Raw genomic sequence first — 18011 nt, 5'->3', positions numbered from 1 at the left:
GTCTGAAATATATAAGCAAAAACGTTAATGGCCGGCGCTCGTGGCAAACCTCGGTGCCGGCTTCTTTTCGAATATTGCCCGCAGATGGTGCGCCGATAGAACGACGGCCCCGATGTGGTGCACGTAATGGGGTGGTCGGAGATGGAAAATTTGCAAAGCGCGGTGGATACGCTCATTCACGGTGCAAACACCTTGTTCATTCTCATGGGCGCAATCATGGTGCTGGCGATGCACGCCGGGTTTGCCTTCCTTGAAGTCGGCACGGTACGCCAGAAGAACCAGGTCAATGCACTGTCGAAAATCATCAGCGACTTCGCTGTATCGTGTCTGGCGTACTTCTTTATTGGTTACTGGATTGCTTACGGCGCGCATTTTTTTACCGGGGCGGCAGAGTTGTCGGAAAACAACGGCTATGCCCTGGTCAAGTTCTTCTTCCTGATGACCTTCGCAGCGGCGATCCCGGCCATCATCTCCGGCGGCATCGCCGAGCGAGCCAGGTTCGCACCCCAGCTTTGCGCCTCGTTGTTCATCGTCGGTCTGATATATCCGTTTTTCGAAGGCATCGTCTGGAATGGCAACTACGGTCTGCAGGACTGGCTGCAAGACCGCTTCGGCGCGGGCTTCCATGACTTCGCCGGCTCGGTAGTGGTGCACGCGATGGGCGGATGGCTGGCGCTTGGTGCAGTCTTGTTGCTCGGCGCACGTCGCGGCCGGTATCGCGAAGGTCATGTTGTTGCCTTTCCGCCGTCCAACATTCCGTTTCTCGCCCTGGGCGCCTGGATACTTACTATCGGCTGGTTCGGTTTCAATGTGATGTCCGCGCAGACCATCGACGGCATCAGCGGCCTGGTAGCCGTGAATTCGCTGATGGCCATGGTCGGCGGAATCATTGCGGCGCTGGTTCTGGGTCGCTGCGATCCCGGCTTTCTGCACAACGGCCCGCTGGCCGGACTGGTGGCGGTGTGCGCTGGCTCGGATGTCATGCATCCGCTCGGAGCCCTGTTCACCGGTGTCGTGGCGGGTGCGCTGTTCGTCTGGACGTTCATCCTGACGCAGAATCGCTGGAAGATCGACGACGTGCTGGGTGTTTGGCCGCTGCACGGACTCTGCGGCGCCTGGGGTGGAATCGCTGCAGGCGTCTTTGGCGCCGAGATGTTCGGCGGCCTGGGTGGGGTGAACATTGTTTCTCAGCTCATCGGTACGTTGCTCGGTATCGCCGTTGCCTTTATCGGCGGACTGGTCGTTTATGGACTGATCCGCGCAATTGCGGGCATTCGTCTGACCGAGGAGCAGGAGTTTCGCGGGGCTGATCTGTCGATCCACCGCATTCCGGCCGTATCGGACGACTGAGCAACAAGAACAAAAAAGCCCGGGCATGCCCGGGCTTTTTTGCGCGCGAGTGGCGCGAAGGTCAGCGAAGCGTAATGGTGTAGTTGAGGATCAACCGGTTTTCGTTGATATCGCGGATGGCATCAGAGCGCACCATCGCGTTGCGCCACTGCAGCGCGACATTCTTCAAGGGGCCCGACTGGATGGTGTAGGTGAAATCGATGTCACGCTCCCATTCGCTGCCATCGTCCGTGGCTGCCAGGTCGATATCGGTACCTTTCACGTAACGCACCAGACCTTTCAGGCCCGGCAAACCAAGGCCGGCGAAATCGACGTCGTAGCGGGCCTGCCAGGAACGCTCATCCGCTCTGGCAAAATCGAGGATTTGTACATAGTTGGCCAGGTACGGATTGTTCTGGCTCAGATAGGGGAACGACGTGTCGCCATCGCTGTGCTGATAGCCGAGACGGAAAGTATGTGACCCGGCGCCGGCAGACAGCATCAACGATTTCATTTTATGGTCGATGGCGAGCGTCTGGTTGCCGTGATCGCTGGTATCGAAGTAGGCGAGGTTGGCGCCGAGCGTGACGCTGCCAACCGGTTTGGTGAGAATCAGGTTCAGCAGATTTTGCGCGTAGACGTTGTCCAATTCGGCGCGCCACAGGCCGAGGGTCGAACTGATCGCATCCACCTTGTAGGTGCCGCCGAGGTAGTTGAAGCGGTCCGACATTCCGCCGACCGTGGCGCCGATATCCTGCAGGTCGCTGCTGTTCAGGTAGTTCACCTGACGCAGCTGGCCGGCCTGAATGTCCAGCCCTGGCACTTCGCCGACGCCGAGTGCAGCACCGGTGTACGTCTGAGGCAGCAGGCGGATATCGCTAGCCTGAGCGACGGGAATGGTCGGGATGATGCCGCCGACCTTGAGTTCGCTGTTGGAGACTCGGGCCTTACCGGTGAAGAGTATGTGGCTGTAATGATCCGGACCTTCGTCGCCGAAGCTGTTGGGCAACAGCAACGTGCCGGCTCGATCATCGGAGGAATCCAGCTTGACCCCGAGAGCGGCATGTACGTCGATACCCAGGCCCTGATCTCCATGCGTGTAGCCGGTCTTGCCGCGGAAGATGAATCCCTGTGCCCACTCCTCGGCCTTTGATTGCGCTCCGGGTCCTCGGAAATCACGGTTGAAGTAGAGGTTGCGCAGTTGCAAGGTGGCCGTGGCGTCATCGGTGAGACTCATGGCGATGACTGGTGTGCTGGGGATGGCAAGGCTCAGGGCCACAGCGGCGGCCAGGGCGTGGGGTTTCACATGCTTCATTATTGTTCTCCTGTGTGATCATGTGCGGGCCGGAGCCGAGCCGGATCGCGGAGTCCAATAAAGCATGGGCGGGAGACGCCGACCCTAATACATTGGTCGAACTGTCATCGTCCAGTCACTTTGCGGTCATTCCCGGTGCGCCGTCCAGAGCGGGGAAAGCGCTGATCTTGAGCTGTCGCGCCGGTTCGAGGGCAACCCGGGCGCGACGCGACCCGAGCCACTAGACATTAGTCGCATCTCACATGCCGTTGGTGAACGCGGGATTGGTCATATCGATCTGCTCACGCACCGGCTTCAGCGCCTCGGCATAGCGCAGTAGCACATCCAGGGTGTATTCGAGACGGGCGCGGATCCGGCGGTCATCTTCTGAAACCGGCTCCGGCATGTTCATCACCTGTTCCACTCCACGCACGATCAGATGCTCGGGGATATAGCACAGGCGGCAGTTCTTGTAGCTCGAAGTACGCAGTTCGCTTATCGGATTGGCTCCGCCGATGCCAGCCGAGACGCCGGTAAGCATGGCTGGCTTGTGGGCGAGTTGGGCCTTGCTGGCAAACAGGAAGAAGTTCTTGATCGCGGGGCTGGCCATGCCGTTGTATTCCGGTGACAGGATGATAATGGCGTCGGCCTTGATCAGCTGCTTCTCGAACATGCCCCAGGGACCGACGTCGTCCGCAGGCCAGAGCGGCAGCGGGTAGCTCCCGAGATCGATTACCGAGACATTCTCGCCCGGAAGGTCGAACCGCTGGAGAAGGGTTTGGCGAATGAACCGCGCGACCTTGGCAGTCTGGCTGTTGCTGCGGTTACTGCCGGCGACGATGGCGATGTTGAGCATGGCGTTCCTCCTTACGGTTTCGAGGAATGCTACGAGTCAGGTTGGCAGGAAACCAGCGGAAATTCCCGATCGGATTCATCGAAACGTCTGCGCCGACCAGTCGCGGCATTTTTGACAGCGGGTGCCGGTTGCTGCAGAGTACGCGGCCTTCGGCCGACTGGCCCAACCCGAGGATGGATCGATGAATGCCGTGGTAGCCGCCGTTGCGGTGATGCTTGTTCTCAGTTTATGCCGCGTACACGTTGTGGTCGCGCTGATCATTGGCGCAGTCACCGGAGGTCTGCTTGGCGGGCTGGGACTGGAAGCCACGCTAGAAGCCTTTCAGGGCGGCCTGGGCAAGGGCGCCAATGTCGCGCTCAGCTACGCTCTGCTAGGTGCCTTCGCTGTCGCCATCGCGAAGTCCGGGTTGGCTCATGTACTGGCGGACAAGGCTCTGGGCCTGGTCAACAGTCGAGCGCAGGAAGGCCAGGGGATGCTCAAGGCCTTTATGATTTTGGTCTTGCTCGCTGTCGCGATTTCGTCGCAGAACATCCTGCCCATTCACATCGCGTTCATCCCGTTGCTGGTTCCTCCGCTGTTGTACGTCATGGGCCGGCTCAATCTCGATCGCCGCCTCGTCGCCTGTGTGCTCACTTTCGGGCTGATCACACCCTACATGTTTCTGCCGGTGGGTTTCGGCGGCATTTTTCTGAATGACATCCTGCTGGCGAACGTGACCGAGAGCGGCGGGGACGTGTCCGGGGTGAACGTGATGACAGCCATGGGGCTACCCGCGCTGGGCATGCTATTAGGGCTACTGGTGGCGATTTTCTTCAGCTATCGCCGGCCCCGCAGCTACGACACGGCAAATGTGGGGCAGGTTGAGCATATCCACCGGGTCGGCCGGCCACTGGCGCTTCTGGTGGCGCTGATCGCCATTGTGGTGGCGTTCGTCATGCAGTTATGGCTGGATTCGATGATCATCGGCGCGCTGGCTGGTTTCGTCATCTTCTCGGTGTCCGGTGTGGTGCGCTGGCGCGAAGCGGACGACGTGTTCACCGAAGGGATGAAAATGATGGCGATGATCGGTTTCATCATGATCACCGCAGCCGGATTCGCCGAGGTGATGCGCGCCACGGGTTCCATACAGACGCTGGTAGACGGCTCGGCCGAGCTGATCGGCGGCAACAAGGCTCTGGCTGCGTTGCTGATGTTGCTAGTCGGCCTGCTCATCACCATGGGTATCGGCTCGTCGTTTTCGACCATCCCGATTATTGCCGCGATCTACGTGCCGCTCGCCATGCAGCTGGGTTTCAGCCCGCTGGCAATCGTTGCACTGGTTGGTACTGCGGCGGCGCTCGGTGACGCCGGCTCGCCTGCATCCGATTCGACGCTCGGTCCAACTGCAGGCTTGAACGCAGACGGGCAGCACAACCACATCTGGGACACGGTCGTGCCGACCTTCCTGCACTACAACCTGCCATTGCTGGTCTTCGGCTGGCTCGCGGTGATGGTGCTCTGAATCTGGCGTGCCGTCTGGCACGCCAGATATGTAATTACTTCTCGGTCGACGGCGTCATTTCCTCCTTGGAAAAGTCGTCTACCTCTATTACTGCGCGCCGTGCGGTGTGGGCCTGGCGAATGATTTCGGCGTCCTCTGCGGTGATGATATCGGCGGCGATCGCTACCGCGAGCATGTCCGCATCGTCGTCGTAGGCCAGATTGCCTTCGCGCACAGAGCGGGCCATGCGCTTCTCGATCGCCTCGGCCTGGATGACCTTTTCCAGCGCATGATTAAGCAGTCCGGTGACGTCGTCAGGGTCGTTGCTACGGAAACAGCCGGCGATCAACCGGTCTCGCGCAGCGCCTGGGGTCATCATGCGGCGCGCAACCTCGGCGCCGATCCGGTCGGAAGGTGGCGCGTTGCGACGCCCCAGCGGCATGACCAGTATGCGCAGCAGCACCGCCGCCCAGCGTACCGGGAAGTTCTTGAGTGTTTCGTCCATCGCCTGTTCGGTCCGGGTGAGGGCGTCCTGTACGCTCCACTCCAGAAACGGAAGATCTTCGTCCGGCCGCCCCTGGTCTTCGAACCGTTTTAGCGCAGCGCTCGCCAGGTACAGGTTGCTGAGCATGTCGCCCAGGCGCGCGGACAATCGTTCGCGGCGTTTCAGCTCTCCGCCGAGCACCAGCATGGTGGTATCGGCCAGCGTGGCGAAGCAGGCCGATAGTCTGGATAACTGCCTATAGAAGCGCCGCGTTTCGGCATACTCCGGTACGCTGACCAGCGCCCCTCCGGTCAATCCGAGCAACAGGCTGGCTGCGGCGTTGCTGGTGGCAAAGCCGACGTGATCGAATAACAACTTGTCGAAGTGGCGCAGCCCGCGGTCGCGATCCTCGTCCTGCGTGGCGAGCATTTCCTTCAGCACGTACGGGTGGCAGCGAATCGCCCCCTGACCAAAGATCATCATGTTGCGAGTGAGGATGTTGGCGCCTTCCACGGTGATCGAGATCGGTACCGACTGATACGAGCGGCCCAGGTAATTCTTCGGGCCCATGCAAATGCCCTTGCCGCCGTGAATGTCCATCGCGTCGTTGATGCACTGCCGCATACGCTCGGTCAGATGGTATTTCACCACCGCTGACAGCACGGAAGGCTTTTCACCGAGATCCACGGCACCGGCGGTCATGGTGCGTGCCGCGTCCATGATGTAGGTGTTGCCGCCGATGCGCGCCAAAGCTTCCTGTACCCCTTCGAACTCGCCGATGGGCAGGCCGAACTGCTGGCGGATACGCGCGTACGCACCGGTCGTCATGCTCGCCATTTTTGCTCCACCGGTACTGCCGGCGGGCAGGGAGATGGACCGGCCGACCGAGAGGCAATTCATCAGCATCACCCAGCCCTGGCCGATCATCGGCTGCCCACCGATCAGGTAGTCCATTGGAATGAACACATCCTTGCCGGAGTTGGGACCGTTCATGAAAGCGGCGTTGAGCGGGAAATGCCGCCGCCCGATTTCGACGCCGGGTGTCTCGGTGGGAATCAGCGCCAATGAAATGCCCAGCTCCTCGTCATCGCCCAGCAGACGGTCGGGATCGAATACCTTGAAGGCCAGACCCAGCAGCGTCGCCACCGGGCCCAGGGTGATGTAGCGCTTTTCCCAGCTAACCCGAAGGCCAAGCACCTCTTCGCCCTGCCATTGGCCGTGGCATACGATCCCGCGATCGGGCATTGCACCCGCATCGGAGCCGGCCTCGGGCGAGGTAAGCGCGAAGCAGGGAACCTCTTCGCCGGCAGCCAGCCGGGGCAGGTAGTGCTTTTTCTGCTCCTCGGTACCGTATTGCAGCAGGAGTTCCGCCGGCCCCAGCGAGTTGGGCACCATTACCGTCGAGCCAAGATCGCCGCTACGGCTGGCGAGTTTCATGACGATTTGCGAATGAGCGAACGCGGAGAACCCCTTGCCGCCGAACTCGGTTGGGATGATCAGCCCGAAAAAGCCATTGTTACGGACAAACTCCCACACGTCCGGCGGCAGATCCTGCAAGGTGGTGGTGAGCTCCCACTCGCTGGTCATGCGGCATAGCTCTTCGACCGGGCCGTCTATGAAGGCCTGCTCCTCCTCGGTGAGTTGAGGCATGGGGTAATCATGCAACTGATTCCAGTCCGGCCGACCGCTGAACAGTTCACCGTCCCACCAGACTGTACCGGCCTCGATGGCTTCCTTTTCCGTGTCTGATAAAGGCGGCAATACTTTCTGGAACCAGCCGAACAGCGGTGCGCTGACCTTGTCACGACGCCAGCCGGAGAGATTCAGCGGGATCGCCAGCCCAAGGAACACCGCCCAGAGAACAAGCATGAGCGACCAGTGCGCCGGACTGAACAGGGACATCGCGAGCAGATACAGACCCACAACCAGGCAGGCATTGAGCAAGCCGCTGCGGGCGTAGGCCAGACCGGTGATGCAGAAAAATAGACCAATCAGCCAAAGCAGGGTGAACATTGCGCGCTCCTTTCGTCATGTCTGTGCTGACCCCAGCATAGTCGCTTTGGTCGTAGGCATCGAAGGAGGCCGTGAGGAAGGGGTGATAAGGGAACGAAACAGCCGGGCGCCAAGGGGCGCCCGGCTGTTTCGCAAAAAGATTAGTGCTCGATATGGTCGAGATCGTAACGAATCGTCTTTCCGGCCAGGAAGTAATGCCAGCATGCCCAGAGATTGGCGAAGGCTGCGCCAATGAGTGCATACCTCAGACTTTCGATCCCGGCGAAGTCACGCATCAGGTCGCTGACGATGCCGATCAGCTGCGGACCGAAACCCAGACCAAACAGGTTCAGCACCAGCAACATGATTGCCGAGGCCAAGGCGCGATTGCGCAGCGGCGTCAGGCTCTGGATCATGGCGAAGCTCGGCCCAAGATAGAACGCGCCGAGGAACACTGCCGGACAATAGGCCACGAGCGCCCAGAAGGTATTGTCAATCATGTAGAAAGCGATGACGAAGGGCACGGCAATAAACTTCGCCAGGCCAACGATCCAGGCGTTCCAGGCCATGTCACGGGCTGCCAGTTTGTCAGCCAGCATGCCGCCTACGAAGGCGCCAAGACCGCCGATAATACCCATCACCGGACCCAGGAACAGGCCGACCTGAGTAGCCGTGAGGCCATGGTTCCGGATTAGAAATGCCGGGTTCCAGACGATTGTGCCGTAGCCGACCAGCGCAGTCAGGGTGACGCCGACCACTACGTGCCGCGAAGTACGCACGCGCCACAAGACGGCGAAGCCCTTCTTGATATCGACCTTGCCACGCGGCGGAGGCGGTACGCCGTCGGCGAAGCCGCGAGGCGGTTCGATCATGGTGAAACGCACCAGCAGGGCTATGAGTAATCCCGGCAGACCTACGACGAAGAAAGCCGCTCGCCAGCCCCACTGATCGGCAACGAAGCCGCCAACCAGAAAGCCGATCATGATGCCGAAGTAAACGCCGAGCGCGTAGATGGACATGGCGCTGGAACGCTGCTCCTTCGGATATAGATCCGAGAGCATGGAGTGCGACGGTGGACTAGAGCCAGCCTCACCAATACCGACACCGATCCGGGCCAGGGCGAGCTGCCAGAAATTTTGAGCCAGACCGCAGACGGCTGTCATGGCGCTCCAGATCGCTACGGACCAGGCGATGATGTTGCGGCGGTTGGATCGGTCAGCCCAGATGGCGATCGGAATGCCAAGCGTTGCGTAGAAAAGAGCGAAGGCGATGCCAGACAAAAAGCCCAGCTGGGTGTCGGACAGACCCAGATCCGCTTTAAGCGGTTCGATCAAAATGCCGACGATGTTGCGGTCTACGTGACTCGACGTATACGCGGCAACCAGAACGATAAGAGCGTAGCGGCGGTAAGCGGGCGTTATGCGACGAGCGACATCGTCATCGAACGCGCCGGGGGGTGAATCTGGCGTTTGGGCCATGACTTTCTCCGGTGTCGTGTTGTTTTTGTGAACCCGAGGATAGGATGTCGGATCGCGCTGAACAACGGACCGGCAGGTCACATTTGTAGCACTTTTGTAAGTGCAGCGCGCCGGATGACGGGACGCCGTCGCCGGCTACAGGGTTGAAAAAACGCGAGCCGACCCCATTGATTTGGGTCCCCATTGGGCTAGTGAGTGACGCATGACAGCAGCGATCAGTATCAAAGGGCTGACCAAAACCTACGGTAACGGGTTCACCGCCCTGCGCGGAATCGATCTGGAAGTGAAGGAAGGCGACTTTTTCGCTCTGCTCGGCCCGAATGGCGCAGGCAAGTCCACGACCATCGGCATTCTCTCTTCGCTGGTGAACAAGACCGCCGGCAAGGTACGGGTGTTCGGCCACGACATCGATACTGACCTGATGGCAGCCAAGCGCTGCATCGGCGTGGTGCCGCAGGAATTCAATTTCAGTCAGTTCGAAAAGACGTTCGACATTCTGGTCAACCAGGCGGGTTACTACGGCATTCCGCTACGCCAGGCACGCGAGCGTGCCGAGCATTACCTGAAGCGACTGGGTCTGTGGGACAAGCGTGACGTAGCTTCGCGCATGCTTTCAGGCGGCATGAAACGGCGTCTGATGATCGCCCGGGCACTGATTCACGAGCCGAAGCTGCTGATTCTCGATGAGCCCACTGCCGGTGTCGATATCGAAATCCGTCGTTCGATGTGGCAGTTTCTGCAGGAGATCAACGCGCAGGGCGTCACCATCGTCCTGACGACGCACTACCTCGAAGAGGCGGAGCAGCTGTGCCGGCATATCGCAATCATCGATCAGGGCCGCATCATTCATAACACCAGCATGCGCAAGTTGCTCAAAGAGCTGCACGTCGAAACATTCCTGCTCGACACCCGTGATGGCCTGAGCGCTGCTCCTGCCCTGGACGGTTATCCGTGCGTGCTGGCCGACGAGCACACGCTCGAGGTGCAGGTGGACAAGGAGCAGGGGCTCAACAGATTGTTCATCGAGCTTGGACGCCAGGGTATCGAAGTACTCAGTCTGAGAAACAAGAGCAACCGGCTGGAAGAGCTTTTCCTCTCGCTGGTTGACGAAAATGCGGAAAAAGGAGCTCAAGCATGACGTATTGGCGCAACAGCTGGGTTGCCTTCACCACCATCCTCAACAAGGAAATCCGCCGGTTCACCCGTATCTGGCCGCAGACCCTGCTGCCGCCGGGCATCACCATGGCCCTGTACTTCGTTATTTTCGGCAATCTCATCGGCAGTCGGATCGGGACCATGGACGGCTACGAGTACATCGATTACATCGTGCCGGGCCTGATCATGATGTCGGTGATTACCAATAGCTATTCGAATGTGGTCTCGAGCTTTTTCAGTACCAAGTTCCAGCGGTCGATCGAAGAGCTGATGGTCGCACCTGTATCACCGCATGTGATTCTGCTGGGGTACACCTTCGGCGGCGTTGCGCGTGGATTGGCGGTAGGGTTGATCGTGACCATCATGTCACTGTTCTTCACCCGGCTGGGCGTGCAGCACATCGGGCTGACCATCGTGGTGGTGTTCTTCACCTCGCTGGTGTTCGCGCTCGGCGGGTTCATCAATGCGGTGTATGCGCGGACTTTCGATGACATCTCCATCGTTCCGACCTTCGTGCTGACGCCACTGACCTATCTGGGCGGGGTGTTCTATTCGATCAACATGCTGCCGGAGTTCTGGCAGAACGTGTCGCTGATCAATCCGATCCTGCACATGGTCAATGCCTTTCGCTACGGCATCCTCGGCGTATCCGACATCCCCATCGCCACGGCCCTGATATTGATGGCGGTGTTCACTGCGCTGCTGTATGGCTACAGCTATCGCTTGCTGGTGCGCGGAACCGGTATGCGTCAATAGGCCAGCGCCGACAGGGGCTGGCCTGCACGAGATGCTAACGGTATCCTGCCGCTCTGATCGAACGGAGATCCCTTCATGTCGCAACAGCACCCGGCTGAACAGTCACCTCTGGGAAAGTCCAGCGCCTATGTAAGCGTGTATACGCCGTCGTTGCTGTTTCCTATCGCGCGTGAGCCCAAGTGGCAGGAACTCGGCCTGGATGCGGAAAATCTGCCGTTTCACGGTGCGGATATCTGGAATTGCTATGAGCTGTCCTGGCTGAATCCCTCCGGCAAACCGGAGATCGCCGCGGCAGAGTTCGTGTTTCCACTGCGAGGCGCGCGCATCGTCGAATCCAAGTCCTTCAAGCTATACCTGAACTCGTTCAATCAGACCGTCTTCAGTGATCGCCGCGAAGTGCTGCGTACGCTGGAGTCGGATCTCTCGGTTGCCGCACAGGGGCCAGTCATGGTGCGCCTGCTGAACATGGGGCAGCTCTACCAGGGCGGAATGAGTCAGATGCCGGGTTTCTGCCTGGATGACCTGGACGTGCGAGTGGATTGCTACGAATACGACGCCGGCCTACTGCAGCTTGACAGCAACAGCGAGGCTACCAGAGAGAGCCTGTACAGCCATCTGCTCAAATCCAACTGCCCCGTTACAGGCCAGCCGGACTGGGCTTCGGTGTCCATCCGTTATGCCGGGCCGCGTATCGACCGTGCCAGCCTGCTGCGGTATCTGGTGTCCTTCCGGCAGCATTCGGATTTCCACGAGCAGTGCGTGGAACGAATTTTCTGTGATATGCGTGCGTTGCTGGGCGACAGTGCCGAACTGACGGTGTATGCCCGCTACGTGCGGCGGGGCGGATTGGATATCAATCCATACCGCTCCACCGAGCCAGGCATGCCGGAAAACTTCAGGCTGGCGAGGCAGTAAGGCTAAACGCCAATGTCGACCAGTGTCTGCATGACGCTGCGCAGAGTACCGGCCACGCGCGGATGGCTCACTTCGAAGCGCTCGACCATGAGATTGACGCCATCCACCAGGGTCGGGTCTGACTCGGCCTCTTCCTGCGCTTCCATGGCGATGACCCGGGCCTCGAGGTTGGTCGCCAGTTCCTGAAGCGACTCGCGCTCTTCAGGGGTCAGGGGGGCTTCGCCGTCGTTGAGGGTTTCCTGCAGATGTTCGAGCTGCACTTTCAGACGATTCGCGGGCATGAACGGCTCCTTTGGTAAAAATCTCCTCTCACTATAGCCGTTCCAGTTGCCTCGCGTCCTCTCGCAGCAGTGGCTGAGGTGTGTCCCGGCGGCCGTGACGGCCTTCGATGTCGTCAAGGCAGCCGGCCAGCTCGGAGATGCCGTCGATCACGTAATGCGCACCGGCATTCATGAGCCGTACCGTCGCGTCCATACGCAGCCGATCCTGTTCAGCAGAGGACCGCTTCTCCCACCCGGTCAGGTCTATACCCGGCAGGAGTCCGCCCAGCGCGATGCCCACAGTCCAGAACCCCGCATTGAGACCGGCCGCGACGCCATCCAGGGATGCCGTGACGAATAGACAGCGGCGAAATTGCGTCGCGCCGATGCGTAACGCGGCGTTGACCGGCATATCGGGGCAGGGTAGGGGGCGTTCCACCCGTGCAGGCGGAGCCAGCAACAACGGACGCCAGCTGTCGAGACCGTGCTTGAGTGCCGCGTTAGAAGCGCAGCGATCCTCGCTGCTGTCGATGATGGCGACAGGCACGTCGATGCTGAGCAAGTGATCGAGGGTCGCCTGAGTCTTTGCAAGAAGGCGCACCCGCGGCGGGGAGTCTGTTACCACGGGGCTGAGCAGGGTACCGACCAGATCGAATACCACAGCCTGAATGGATGTGACTGGCATTGCAGGCTCCTTCTGCCGGTTTTGCTCCAGTATGCGTCAGCTGCGTGACTGTTTGGTGACACCAGCGGTGCACGCCGCGTCGGTTGTGTATTGACCGCGCTCATAAGAGAATGGCGGGCAGGCGCACGGCACGAGCGCCACAACCTGAAACGGAGAGCCTGATGAACCTCTGCAAGCGCGTCTTCTCGGTCTGCCTGCTAGGAGCTGCTGGCGTATTCGTCGTCGTCCCGGTCCATGCCCAGGACGAATACGATGAATATGAAAGCTATGCCAACCCGGATCCGTGGGAACCGGTAAACCGCGCGATATTCCGCTTCAACGACACCGTCGACCGTTTCACGCTGAAACCGATTGCGCGTGCCTACGATTCGGTCGTACCGCAGCTGGTTGACGACGGTGTGACCAACTTCTTCGCCAACCTCGGCGAACCGAAGAATCTGGTCAACGATACCTTGCAGGGCAAATTCCACGACGCGGGCATCGACACGGCGCGCTTCCTGTTCAACACGACCCTGGGTCTGGGCGGCTTTTTCGACGTGGCAACGCGTATGGGGCTGCAGCGAAACGATGAAGACCTGGGCCAGACCATTGGCAGCTGGGGCGTGCCGAGCGGACCCTACGTCGTTCTTCCGCTGCTCGGACCCTCGACCTTGCGTGATGGCCTGGTGCGCGTCCCCGAAGGCTTCGCCGGCTACACCTACCCGGACCAGGTCGATCACGTACCGACCCGCAACACGGCATTTGGGTTCGACATGGTCGACACGCGGGCAGCTCTGCTGTCACAGGAGCGGCTGATCCGCGGAGATCGCTACCTGTTCATACGCAACGCCTATCTGCAGAACCGCGAATTCAAGGTAAAGGATGGTGCGGTCGTCGACGACTTCTGATGATTCGGCAGCCCGGGTTTATCCCAGGCTGTCGAACTGGACGCCGAGGATGTGCCGGCCGGCCTCGTCCTCGGAGCAGCGAACGACGCTGCCCTTCGCTTCGAGGCCCGGCAAGTGCGGATTGGGTGACGGAATCGAGACTTCCACTGCCGTGCCTGGCGCTACGGCAAGCTCGGATGTGGCCTGCATGCCCTGGCTCGACAGATCGTGACATTGCACGGCCAGGGTTTCACCCAGTTCGGGCAGTTTCATGACTGCCGTGGCTTGTACCTGCATCCGCATGTAGTCGCGCTTTTCACTGTACTGCTGGTCGTGGAATGACATGACGTTCTCCGTGGGCGCCTGGCAGGTCTGGCTGACGACACTTCTTGGCCCTCCTCATGCTAGTTGCAGGCCCCCTGGGTTACAAGAGCCGGGAAGCCAGGAACGGTTGCCTGCGGCAAAGTATGGGAGTACTGTTTGCCCCCAATATAAGGTCGGCTCGACCGGCGCCATACAAACACACCCCTGTGACCGCGGAATGCCTGATTCCACGGTAATGACGTAGGGACTCTATGCAGCTTCCTGGCACGACATTGCTGGTAATAGATGACGACGCAGCGATCCGTGAGCGCGTCGCCAACTCTCTGGAAGAAAGTGGTTTCAATGTATTGCAGGCGGGGCTTGCAGCAGACGGGTTGGCTCTGCTCGGCAGGCAACGTCCGGATCTGGTGCTGTGCGACCTGCAGATCGCCGACATGAGCGGCTTCGAACTGCTGCGCCAGATTACCGAGCTCGATCCGGACATGCCGGTCATCGTTTCCTCCGCCGCGGGCAGCATGGGCGATGTAGTCGAGGCGCTGCGTCTGGGCGCCAGTGACTATCTGATCAAACCTGCCGATGCCCCGGTCATCGAACATGCCGTACGACGCTCCCTGGACCGTGCCAGCCTGCGCCTGGAGAATCAGCGCATCCGCGAGCGACTCGAACGCGTCAACCGCGAGCTCGAGCTTCACCTGAAGGAGCTCAAGGATGATCAGGCGGCGGGCCGGCAGGTTCAGCTGAACATGCTTCCTGCTTCGCCCTGGAATAGCGGTGAGTACCGGCTGGAACATAGAATCATCCCCTCGTTGTATCTCTCAGGCGACTTCGTCGACTACTTCCGCGTTTCGGATACCCAACTGGGGTTTTATCTGGCCGATGTTTCCGGCCATGGAGCGTCCTCGGCCTTCGTCACGGTGCTGCTGAAATTCATGACTACCCGGTTGATGTACGAGCAGCGAAAGCAGGACGTTGCTGGTCCGGTAGCGTTCAAGCCGTCGGACGTGCTGGGGCATATCAACCGTAGCCTTATCGCCTGCAAGCTCGGCAAGCATGTGACCATGCTTGGCGGCGTCATCGACGAGGCCGCGCAGACGCTCACCTACAGTATCGGCGGCCATCTACCGCTGCCGGTGTTGTTTGCCGAGGGTGAGGCGCGTTACCTGCAGGGCAAGGGGCGCCCGGTCGGGCTGTTCGACGATGCGAGCTATGAAGATCACACCATTGATCTGCCGCCCCGCTTCAGTCTGACGCTTTGCTCCGATGGTGTGCTCGATTGCCTGGAAGGGACTACGCTTAGAGAAAAGGAGCAGCGCCTGCCCACTCGGGTTGCCGAGGCGGGTGGCGAGATGCGTCGCTTCATGGAGCGGCTGGGACTGGATCCGTCCAGACCCATGCCCGATGACATTTCAGTCTTGGTGCTTAGCAGGAATCCGGCATGATGAGTACCGGCAAGATCCAGTTCGCAGAATCGGAGGGAACCTTCGTCCTGAAATTCATCGGCGACGTTCGCTTAACTCTGTGCGCGGCGCTGGACGCCTATATCGAGAAGATTTTCAGCGCCTTGAGCTTCGAGTCGATCATCATCGACCTGACCGAGACTCAAGGAATAGACAGCACCTCGTTAGGCCTGCTGGCGAAGTTGTCCATCCTGTCCAAGCAGAAGGTCGGCTTGCTGCCCACGCTGGTATCCCACAACGAGGACATGAATCGCCTGCTTTACAGCATGGGATTCGATCAGGTGTTCCACATCGTGTCGCAAAGTACACCCACCGATGCCGAGCTTGCCGATCTGCCGGGGCAAATCCTCTCCGAGGACCTGGTCCGTGACAAGGTCATCGAGGCCCATCGCATCCTGATGAACCTCAACGACAACAACCGCGAAGCTTTCCGCGACCTCGTCAGTTCGTTGGAATCAAGCCGCTGATCCAGCGCGTTTCGCCATCACTTTTTCCAGCTTGATCTGATCCGCAGCGAACGTGCGTATGCCTTCGGCCAGTTTTTCGGTGGCCATCGCATCCTCGTTGTGTTCCCAGCGGAAGCGTTTCTCGTCGAGCCGCTCAAGCTGGTCTTCACAGCCGCTGGTCAGCAACGGAGACTGGGACAGCTCGCCTTGTTCTCCGGCGAGCTGCGTGAGCAGGGCGGGACTTATCGTCAGGCGGTCGCAGCCTGTCAGCGCTTCGATCTGCCCGATATTGCGGAAGCTCGCGCCCATCACCACCGTGTCGTACATATGCTGCTTGAAATACCGGTAAATACGAGCGACCGATTGCACGCCGGGATCTTCGATGCCGGTAAAGTCACGGCCGTCGCGCTGCTTGTACCAGTCGTAGATACGGCCAACGAAAGGCGATATGAGAAATGCGCCGGCGTCGGCACAGGCTTGCGCCTGGGCGAATGAGAAGAGCAGCGTCAGGTTGCACTGAATGCCCTCCTTCTCCAGCTCGCGGGCAGCCTGAATCCCTTCCCAGGTGGAGGCGATCTTGATGAGTACCCGGTCGCGAGTGACGCCGAATTTTTCGTAGCGCGCGATCAGGTCACGCGCTTTGTCCAGCGTGGCTTCGCGGTCGAAGGACAACCGGGCGTCGACTTCAGTGGAAACTCTGCCAGGAACCAGCTTGACGATTTCACTGCCCAGGGCGACGGAGAAATGGTCGCACGCCTCGACCACCGGACTGGCGCTGTTTTTAGCACGCGCTATGGCATCGTCGAGTAGGTGGTGATACTCCGCCTGGCCGGAAGCTTTCAGGAGCAGGGAAGGGTTGGTGGTTGCATCCTGGGGGCGCAACGTCCGAATGGCCTGGATGTCACCGGTGTCGGCGACGATGAGTGTGTGTTGCTTGAGGCTGTCTAGTTTGCTTGTCATTGGTCGGATCATATCAGTGGGTATGCTCCGACCTTACCTCAGCGCTGTCAGGCGGGGCAATCCCGCTGCTCCAGACGGGCGCTCATCTCGCTGATCAGTTCGTCGAACAGCCCGAGAGGGTCCTGGCGGCGGTGGATTTCGCTACTGAGTTGGCGGCGGAAATGCCGCGCACCGGGCAGCCCTTGGAACAGGCCAAGCATATGCCGGGTGACATGGTGCATCTGACCGCCGCTTGCCAGATGCCTGGCTATGTAGGGGCGCATCGCGCGAAGCACATCGAGACGGCTGAGGACCGGCGCGTCGTCGCCAAACAGTAATCGATCGACATCGGCCAGCAGATAGGGATTGTGATAGGCCTCCCTTCCAACCATCGTGCCGTCGACCAGCTCAAGCTCGGTCCGGATGGTTTCGATGTCGACCAGGCCACCATTGATAATGATCTCCAGCTGGGGGAAATCACGCTTGAGCTGGTGGACCACCTCGTAGCGCAGCGGCGGAATCTCGCGGTTTTCCTTGGGCGAGAGCCCTTCGAGAATGGCGATGCGTGCGTGCACGATGAAGGTTTCACAGCCTGCCTTGTGGACGGTTTCGACGAAATCACCCAACTGCTCATAGCTGTCCCGACCGTTGATGCCGATGCGGTGCTTGACGGTGACGGGCAGCGAACACGCATCTCTCATGGCGGCGACGGCCTCTGCGACGAGGTGCGGATGTGCCATCAGGCAGGCACCGATCAGGTTGTTCTGGACGCGATCGCTTGGGCAGCCGACGTTCAGATTCACCTCAGCGTATCCGTACTCCTCGGCAATGGTTGCGCACTGCGCCAACTCGCTGGCATTGCTGCCGCCGAGCTGAAGCGCCAGGGGGTGTTCAGCAACGTCGAAACCGAGAAGTCGTTCGCGATCACCTTTCAGTACTGCCCCGCTGGTGACCATCTCGGTATAGAGCAGGGCGTGACGACTGACAAGACGCGCGAAATAGCGATAGTGCCGGTCCGTCCAGTCCATCATTGGCGCCACGCAGAACCGCCGGGACGGGCCGGGGCGCGTGATGATGGGATCTGCCGAACGTTTCGCTTGCATGCTTGATGGTCATCCTGCCGGTGAGGGACGTAGTGGGCCGTGCCCGGTGAAGCCGATGCCGCGGGCAGCGGTCTGGTGGGGTCAGGCCGTCCGATAGGCGGGCCGAAATGGTACGTCGGTCTCGTGACCGGTTCAAGGCAGGGATAACTAATGGCTATTCTGCCCTGACGCTCGGTGTTGGTACTCCACGTA

The 18011-nt window shown here is 60.0% G+C and carries 17 protein-coding genes; 8 read left to right on the top strand and 9 right to left on the bottom strand.

What is annotated here, in order from left to right; translation table 11 throughout:
• The first annotated feature begins 141 nt into the window (after positions 1 to 141).
• Positions 142 to 1350, top strand: coding sequence for an ammonium transporter (locus BLT85_RS07850; protein WP_093392879.1), 1209 nt, complete (start codon positions 142 to 144; stop codon positions 1348 to 1350).
• 61 nt (positions 1351 to 1411) lie between these two features.
• On the opposite strand, the gene BLT85_RS07845 is transcribed toward BLT85_RS07850, so the two are convergent.
• Both BLT85_RS07845 and BLT85_RS07840 read right to left on the bottom strand, forming a co-directional pair.
• Positions 1412 to 2644: an OprD family porin gene (locus tag BLT85_RS07845; RefSeq protein WP_231701567.1), complete on the bottom strand. Its 1233-nt coding sequence runs from the start codon at positions 2642 to 2644 to the stop codon at positions 1412 to 1414.
• Between the two features lie 238 nt (positions 2645 to 2882).
• Positions 2883 to 3479 (bottom strand): NADPH-dependent FMN reductase, encoded by a 597-nt coding sequence (locus tag BLT85_RS07840; RefSeq protein WP_093392877.1) that lies wholly within the window; start codon positions 3477 to 3479, stop codon positions 2883 to 2885.
• 181 nt (positions 3480 to 3660) lie between these two features.
• Between BLT85_RS07840 and BLT85_RS07835 the strand changes: the two genes are divergently transcribed.
• Positions 3661 to 4980, top strand: coding sequence for a Na+/H+ antiporter family protein (locus tag BLT85_RS07835; protein WP_093392875.1), 1320 nt, complete (start codon positions 3661 to 3663; stop codon positions 4978 to 4980).
• Between the two features lie 34 nt (positions 4981 to 5014).
• On the opposite strand, the gene BLT85_RS07830 is transcribed toward BLT85_RS07835, so the two are convergent.
• Together BLT85_RS07830 and BLT85_RS07825 are read right to left on the bottom strand one after the other, a co-directional pair.
• Positions 5015 to 7456: an acyl-CoA dehydrogenase gene (locus BLT85_RS07830; protein WP_093392872.1), complete on the bottom strand. Its 2442-nt coding sequence runs from the start codon at positions 7454 to 7456 to the stop codon at positions 5015 to 5017.
• A gap of 140 nt (positions 7457 to 7596) precedes the next feature.
• Positions 7597 to 8913, bottom strand: coding sequence for a spinster family MFS transporter (locus tag BLT85_RS07825; protein WP_093392870.1), 1317 nt, complete (start codon positions 8911 to 8913; stop codon positions 7597 to 7599).
• Between the two features lie 202 nt (positions 8914 to 9115).
• Here BLT85_RS07825 and BLT85_RS07820 point away from each other — a divergent pair, with 202 nt between their 5' ends.
• The 3 genes from BLT85_RS07820 (at position 9116) to queF (ending at position 11739) form a co-directional block, all read left to right on the top strand.
• Positions 9116 to 10051 carry an ABC transporter ATP-binding protein gene (locus BLT85_RS07820; RefSeq protein ID WP_093392868.1) on the top strand — a complete coding sequence of 312 codons (936 nt, stop codon included), beginning with the start codon at positions 9116 to 9118 and terminating at the stop codon, positions 10049 to 10051.
• Positions 10048 to 10824 (top strand): ABC transporter permease, encoded by a 777-nt coding sequence (locus BLT85_RS07815; protein ID WP_093392866.1) that lies wholly within the window; start codon positions 10048 to 10050, stop codon positions 10822 to 10824. Before BLT85_RS07820 ends, BLT85_RS07815 begins: the two co-directional genes overlap by 4 nt.
• Positions 10825 to 10899: 75 nt before the next feature.
• Complete coding sequence (gene queF, locus BLT85_RS07810; protein WP_093392864.1) at positions 10900 to 11739, top strand: NADPH-dependent 7-cyano-7-deazaguanine reductase QueF; 840 nt, start codon at positions 10900 to 10902, stop codon at positions 11737 to 11739.
• Positions 11740 to 11741: 2 nt separating this feature from the next.
• Here the strand turns inward: queF and BLT85_RS07805 are convergent, their stop codons facing one another.
• Both BLT85_RS07805 and BLT85_RS07800 read right to left on the bottom strand, forming a co-directional pair.
• The gene (locus BLT85_RS07805) at positions 11742 to 12020 is read right to left on the bottom strand and encodes a DUF4404 family protein (protein WP_093392862.1); all 279 of its coding nucleotides are present in this window, start codon (positions 12018 to 12020) and stop codon (positions 11742 to 11744) included.
• A 31-nt stretch (positions 12021 to 12051) separates the two neighbouring features.
• The gene (locus BLT85_RS07800) at positions 12052 to 12684 is read right to left on the bottom strand and encodes a hypothetical protein (protein ID WP_093392860.1); all 633 of its coding nucleotides are present in this window, start codon (positions 12682 to 12684) and stop codon (positions 12052 to 12054) included.
• A gap of 161 nt (positions 12685 to 12845) precedes the next feature.
• Between BLT85_RS07800 and BLT85_RS07795 the strand changes: the two genes are divergently transcribed.
• Entirely contained in the window at positions 12846 to 13571 is a 726-nt protein-coding gene (locus BLT85_RS07795) for an MlaA family lipoprotein (protein ID WP_093392858.1), read from the top strand.
• A gap of 18 nt (positions 13572 to 13589) precedes the next feature.
• Here BLT85_RS07795 and BLT85_RS07790 read toward each other — a convergent pair whose 3' ends face one another.
• Positions 13590 to 13895 carry a PilZ domain-containing protein gene (locus BLT85_RS07790; RefSeq protein WP_093392855.1) on the bottom strand — a complete coding sequence of 102 codons (306 nt, stop codon included), beginning with the start codon at positions 13893 to 13895 and terminating at the stop codon, positions 13590 to 13592.
• Positions 13896 to 14125: 230 nt separating this feature from the next.
• Between BLT85_RS07790 and BLT85_RS07785 the strand changes: the two genes are divergently transcribed.
• The gene (locus BLT85_RS07785; RefSeq protein WP_093392853.1) at positions 14126 to 15313 is read left to right on the top strand and encodes a PP2C family protein-serine/threonine phosphatase; all 1188 of its coding nucleotides are present in this window, start codon (positions 14126 to 14128) and stop codon (positions 15311 to 15313) included.
• Positions 15313 to 15798, top strand: a complete 486-nt coding sequence (gene rssC, locus BLT85_RS07780; RefSeq protein WP_093397524.1) for an anti-sigma factor antagonist RssC — start codon at positions 15313 to 15315, stop codon at positions 15796 to 15798. Before BLT85_RS07785 ends, rssC begins: the two co-directional genes overlap by 1 nt.
• On the opposite strand, the gene tal is transcribed toward rssC, so the two are convergent.
• Positions 15787 to 16737, bottom strand: a complete 951-nt coding sequence (gene tal / locus BLT85_RS07775; protein ID WP_093392851.1) for a transaldolase — start codon at positions 16735 to 16737, stop codon at positions 15787 to 15789. The two genes, rssC and tal, sit on opposite strands and share 12 nt — an antisense overlap.
• 47 nt (positions 16738 to 16784) lie before the next feature.
• On the bottom strand, positions 16785 to 17819 hold the full coding sequence (gene dusA / locus BLT85_RS07770) for a tRNA dihydrouridine(20/20a) synthase DusA (RefSeq protein ID WP_093392849.1): 1035 nt from the start codon (positions 17817 to 17819) through the stop codon (positions 16785 to 16787).
• Between the last annotated feature and the right edge of the window lie 192 nt (positions 17820 to 18011).

This window comes from Halopseudomonas xinjiangensis (assembly GCF_900104945.1).
GTDB lineage: Bacteria > Pseudomonadota > Gammaproteobacteria > Pseudomonadales > Pseudomonadaceae > Halopseudomonas > Halopseudomonas xinjiangensis.
Note: the sequence above shows the minus strand (reverse complement) of the source record. Positions and strands in the feature narration are given on the sequence as shown.

Coding starts and splice junctions, on each gene's coding strand:
- BLT85_RS07850 (WP_093392879.1), top strand. CDS start 142: ATGGAAAATTTGCAAAGCGCGGTGGATACGCTCATTCACGGTGCAAAC.
- BLT85_RS07845 (WP_231701567.1), bottom strand. CDS start 2,644: ATGAAGCATGTGAAACCCCACGCCCTGGCCGCCGCTGTGGCCCTGAGC.
- BLT85_RS07840 (WP_093392877.1), bottom strand. CDS start 3,479: ATGCTCAACATCGCCATCGTCGCCGGCAGTAACCGCAGCAACAGCCAG.
- BLT85_RS07835 (WP_093392875.1), top strand. CDS start 3,661: ATGAATGCCGTGGTAGCCGCCGTTGCGGTGATGCTTGTTCTCAGTTTA.
- BLT85_RS07830 (WP_093392872.1), bottom strand. CDS start 7,456: ATGTTCACCCTGCTTTGGCTGATTGGTCTATTTTTCTGCATCACCGGT.
- BLT85_RS07825 (WP_093392870.1), bottom strand. CDS start 8,913: ATGGCCCAAACGCCAGATTCACCCCCCGGCGCGTTCGATGACGATGTC.
- BLT85_RS07820 (WP_093392868.1), top strand. CDS start 9,116: ATGACAGCAGCGATCAGTATCAAAGGGCTGACCAAAACCTACGGTAAC.
- BLT85_RS07815 (WP_093392866.1), top strand. CDS start 10,048: ATGACGTATTGGCGCAACAGCTGGGTTGCCTTCACCACCATCCTCAAC.
- queF (WP_093392864.1), top strand. CDS start 10,900: ATGTCGCAACAGCACCCGGCTGAACAGTCACCTCTGGGAAAGTCCAGC.
- BLT85_RS07805 (WP_093392862.1), bottom strand. CDS start 12,020: ATGCCCGCGAATCGTCTGAAAGTGCAGCTCGAACATCTGCAGGAAACC.
- BLT85_RS07800 (WP_093392860.1), bottom strand. CDS start 12,684: ATGCCAGTCACATCCATTCAGGCTGTGGTATTCGATCTGGTCGGTACC.
- BLT85_RS07795 (WP_093392858.1), top strand. CDS start 12,846: ATGAACCTCTGCAAGCGCGTCTTCTCGGTCTGCCTGCTAGGAGCTGCT.
- BLT85_RS07790 (WP_093392855.1), bottom strand. CDS start 13,895: ATGTCATTCCACGACCAGCAGTACAGTGAAAAGCGCGACTACATGCGG.
- BLT85_RS07785 (WP_093392853.1), top strand. CDS start 14,126: ATGCAGCTTCCTGGCACGACATTGCTGGTAATAGATGACGACGCAGCG.
- rssC (WP_093397524.1), top strand. CDS start 15,313: ATGAGTACCGGCAAGATCCAGTTCGCAGAATCGGAGGGAACCTTCGTC.
- tal (WP_093392851.1), bottom strand. CDS start 16,737: ATGACAAGCAAACTAGACAGCCTCAAGCAACACACACTCATCGTCGCC.
- dusA (WP_093392849.1), bottom strand. CDS start 17,819: ATGCAAGCGAAACGTTCGGCAGATCCCATCATCACGCGCCCCGGCCCG.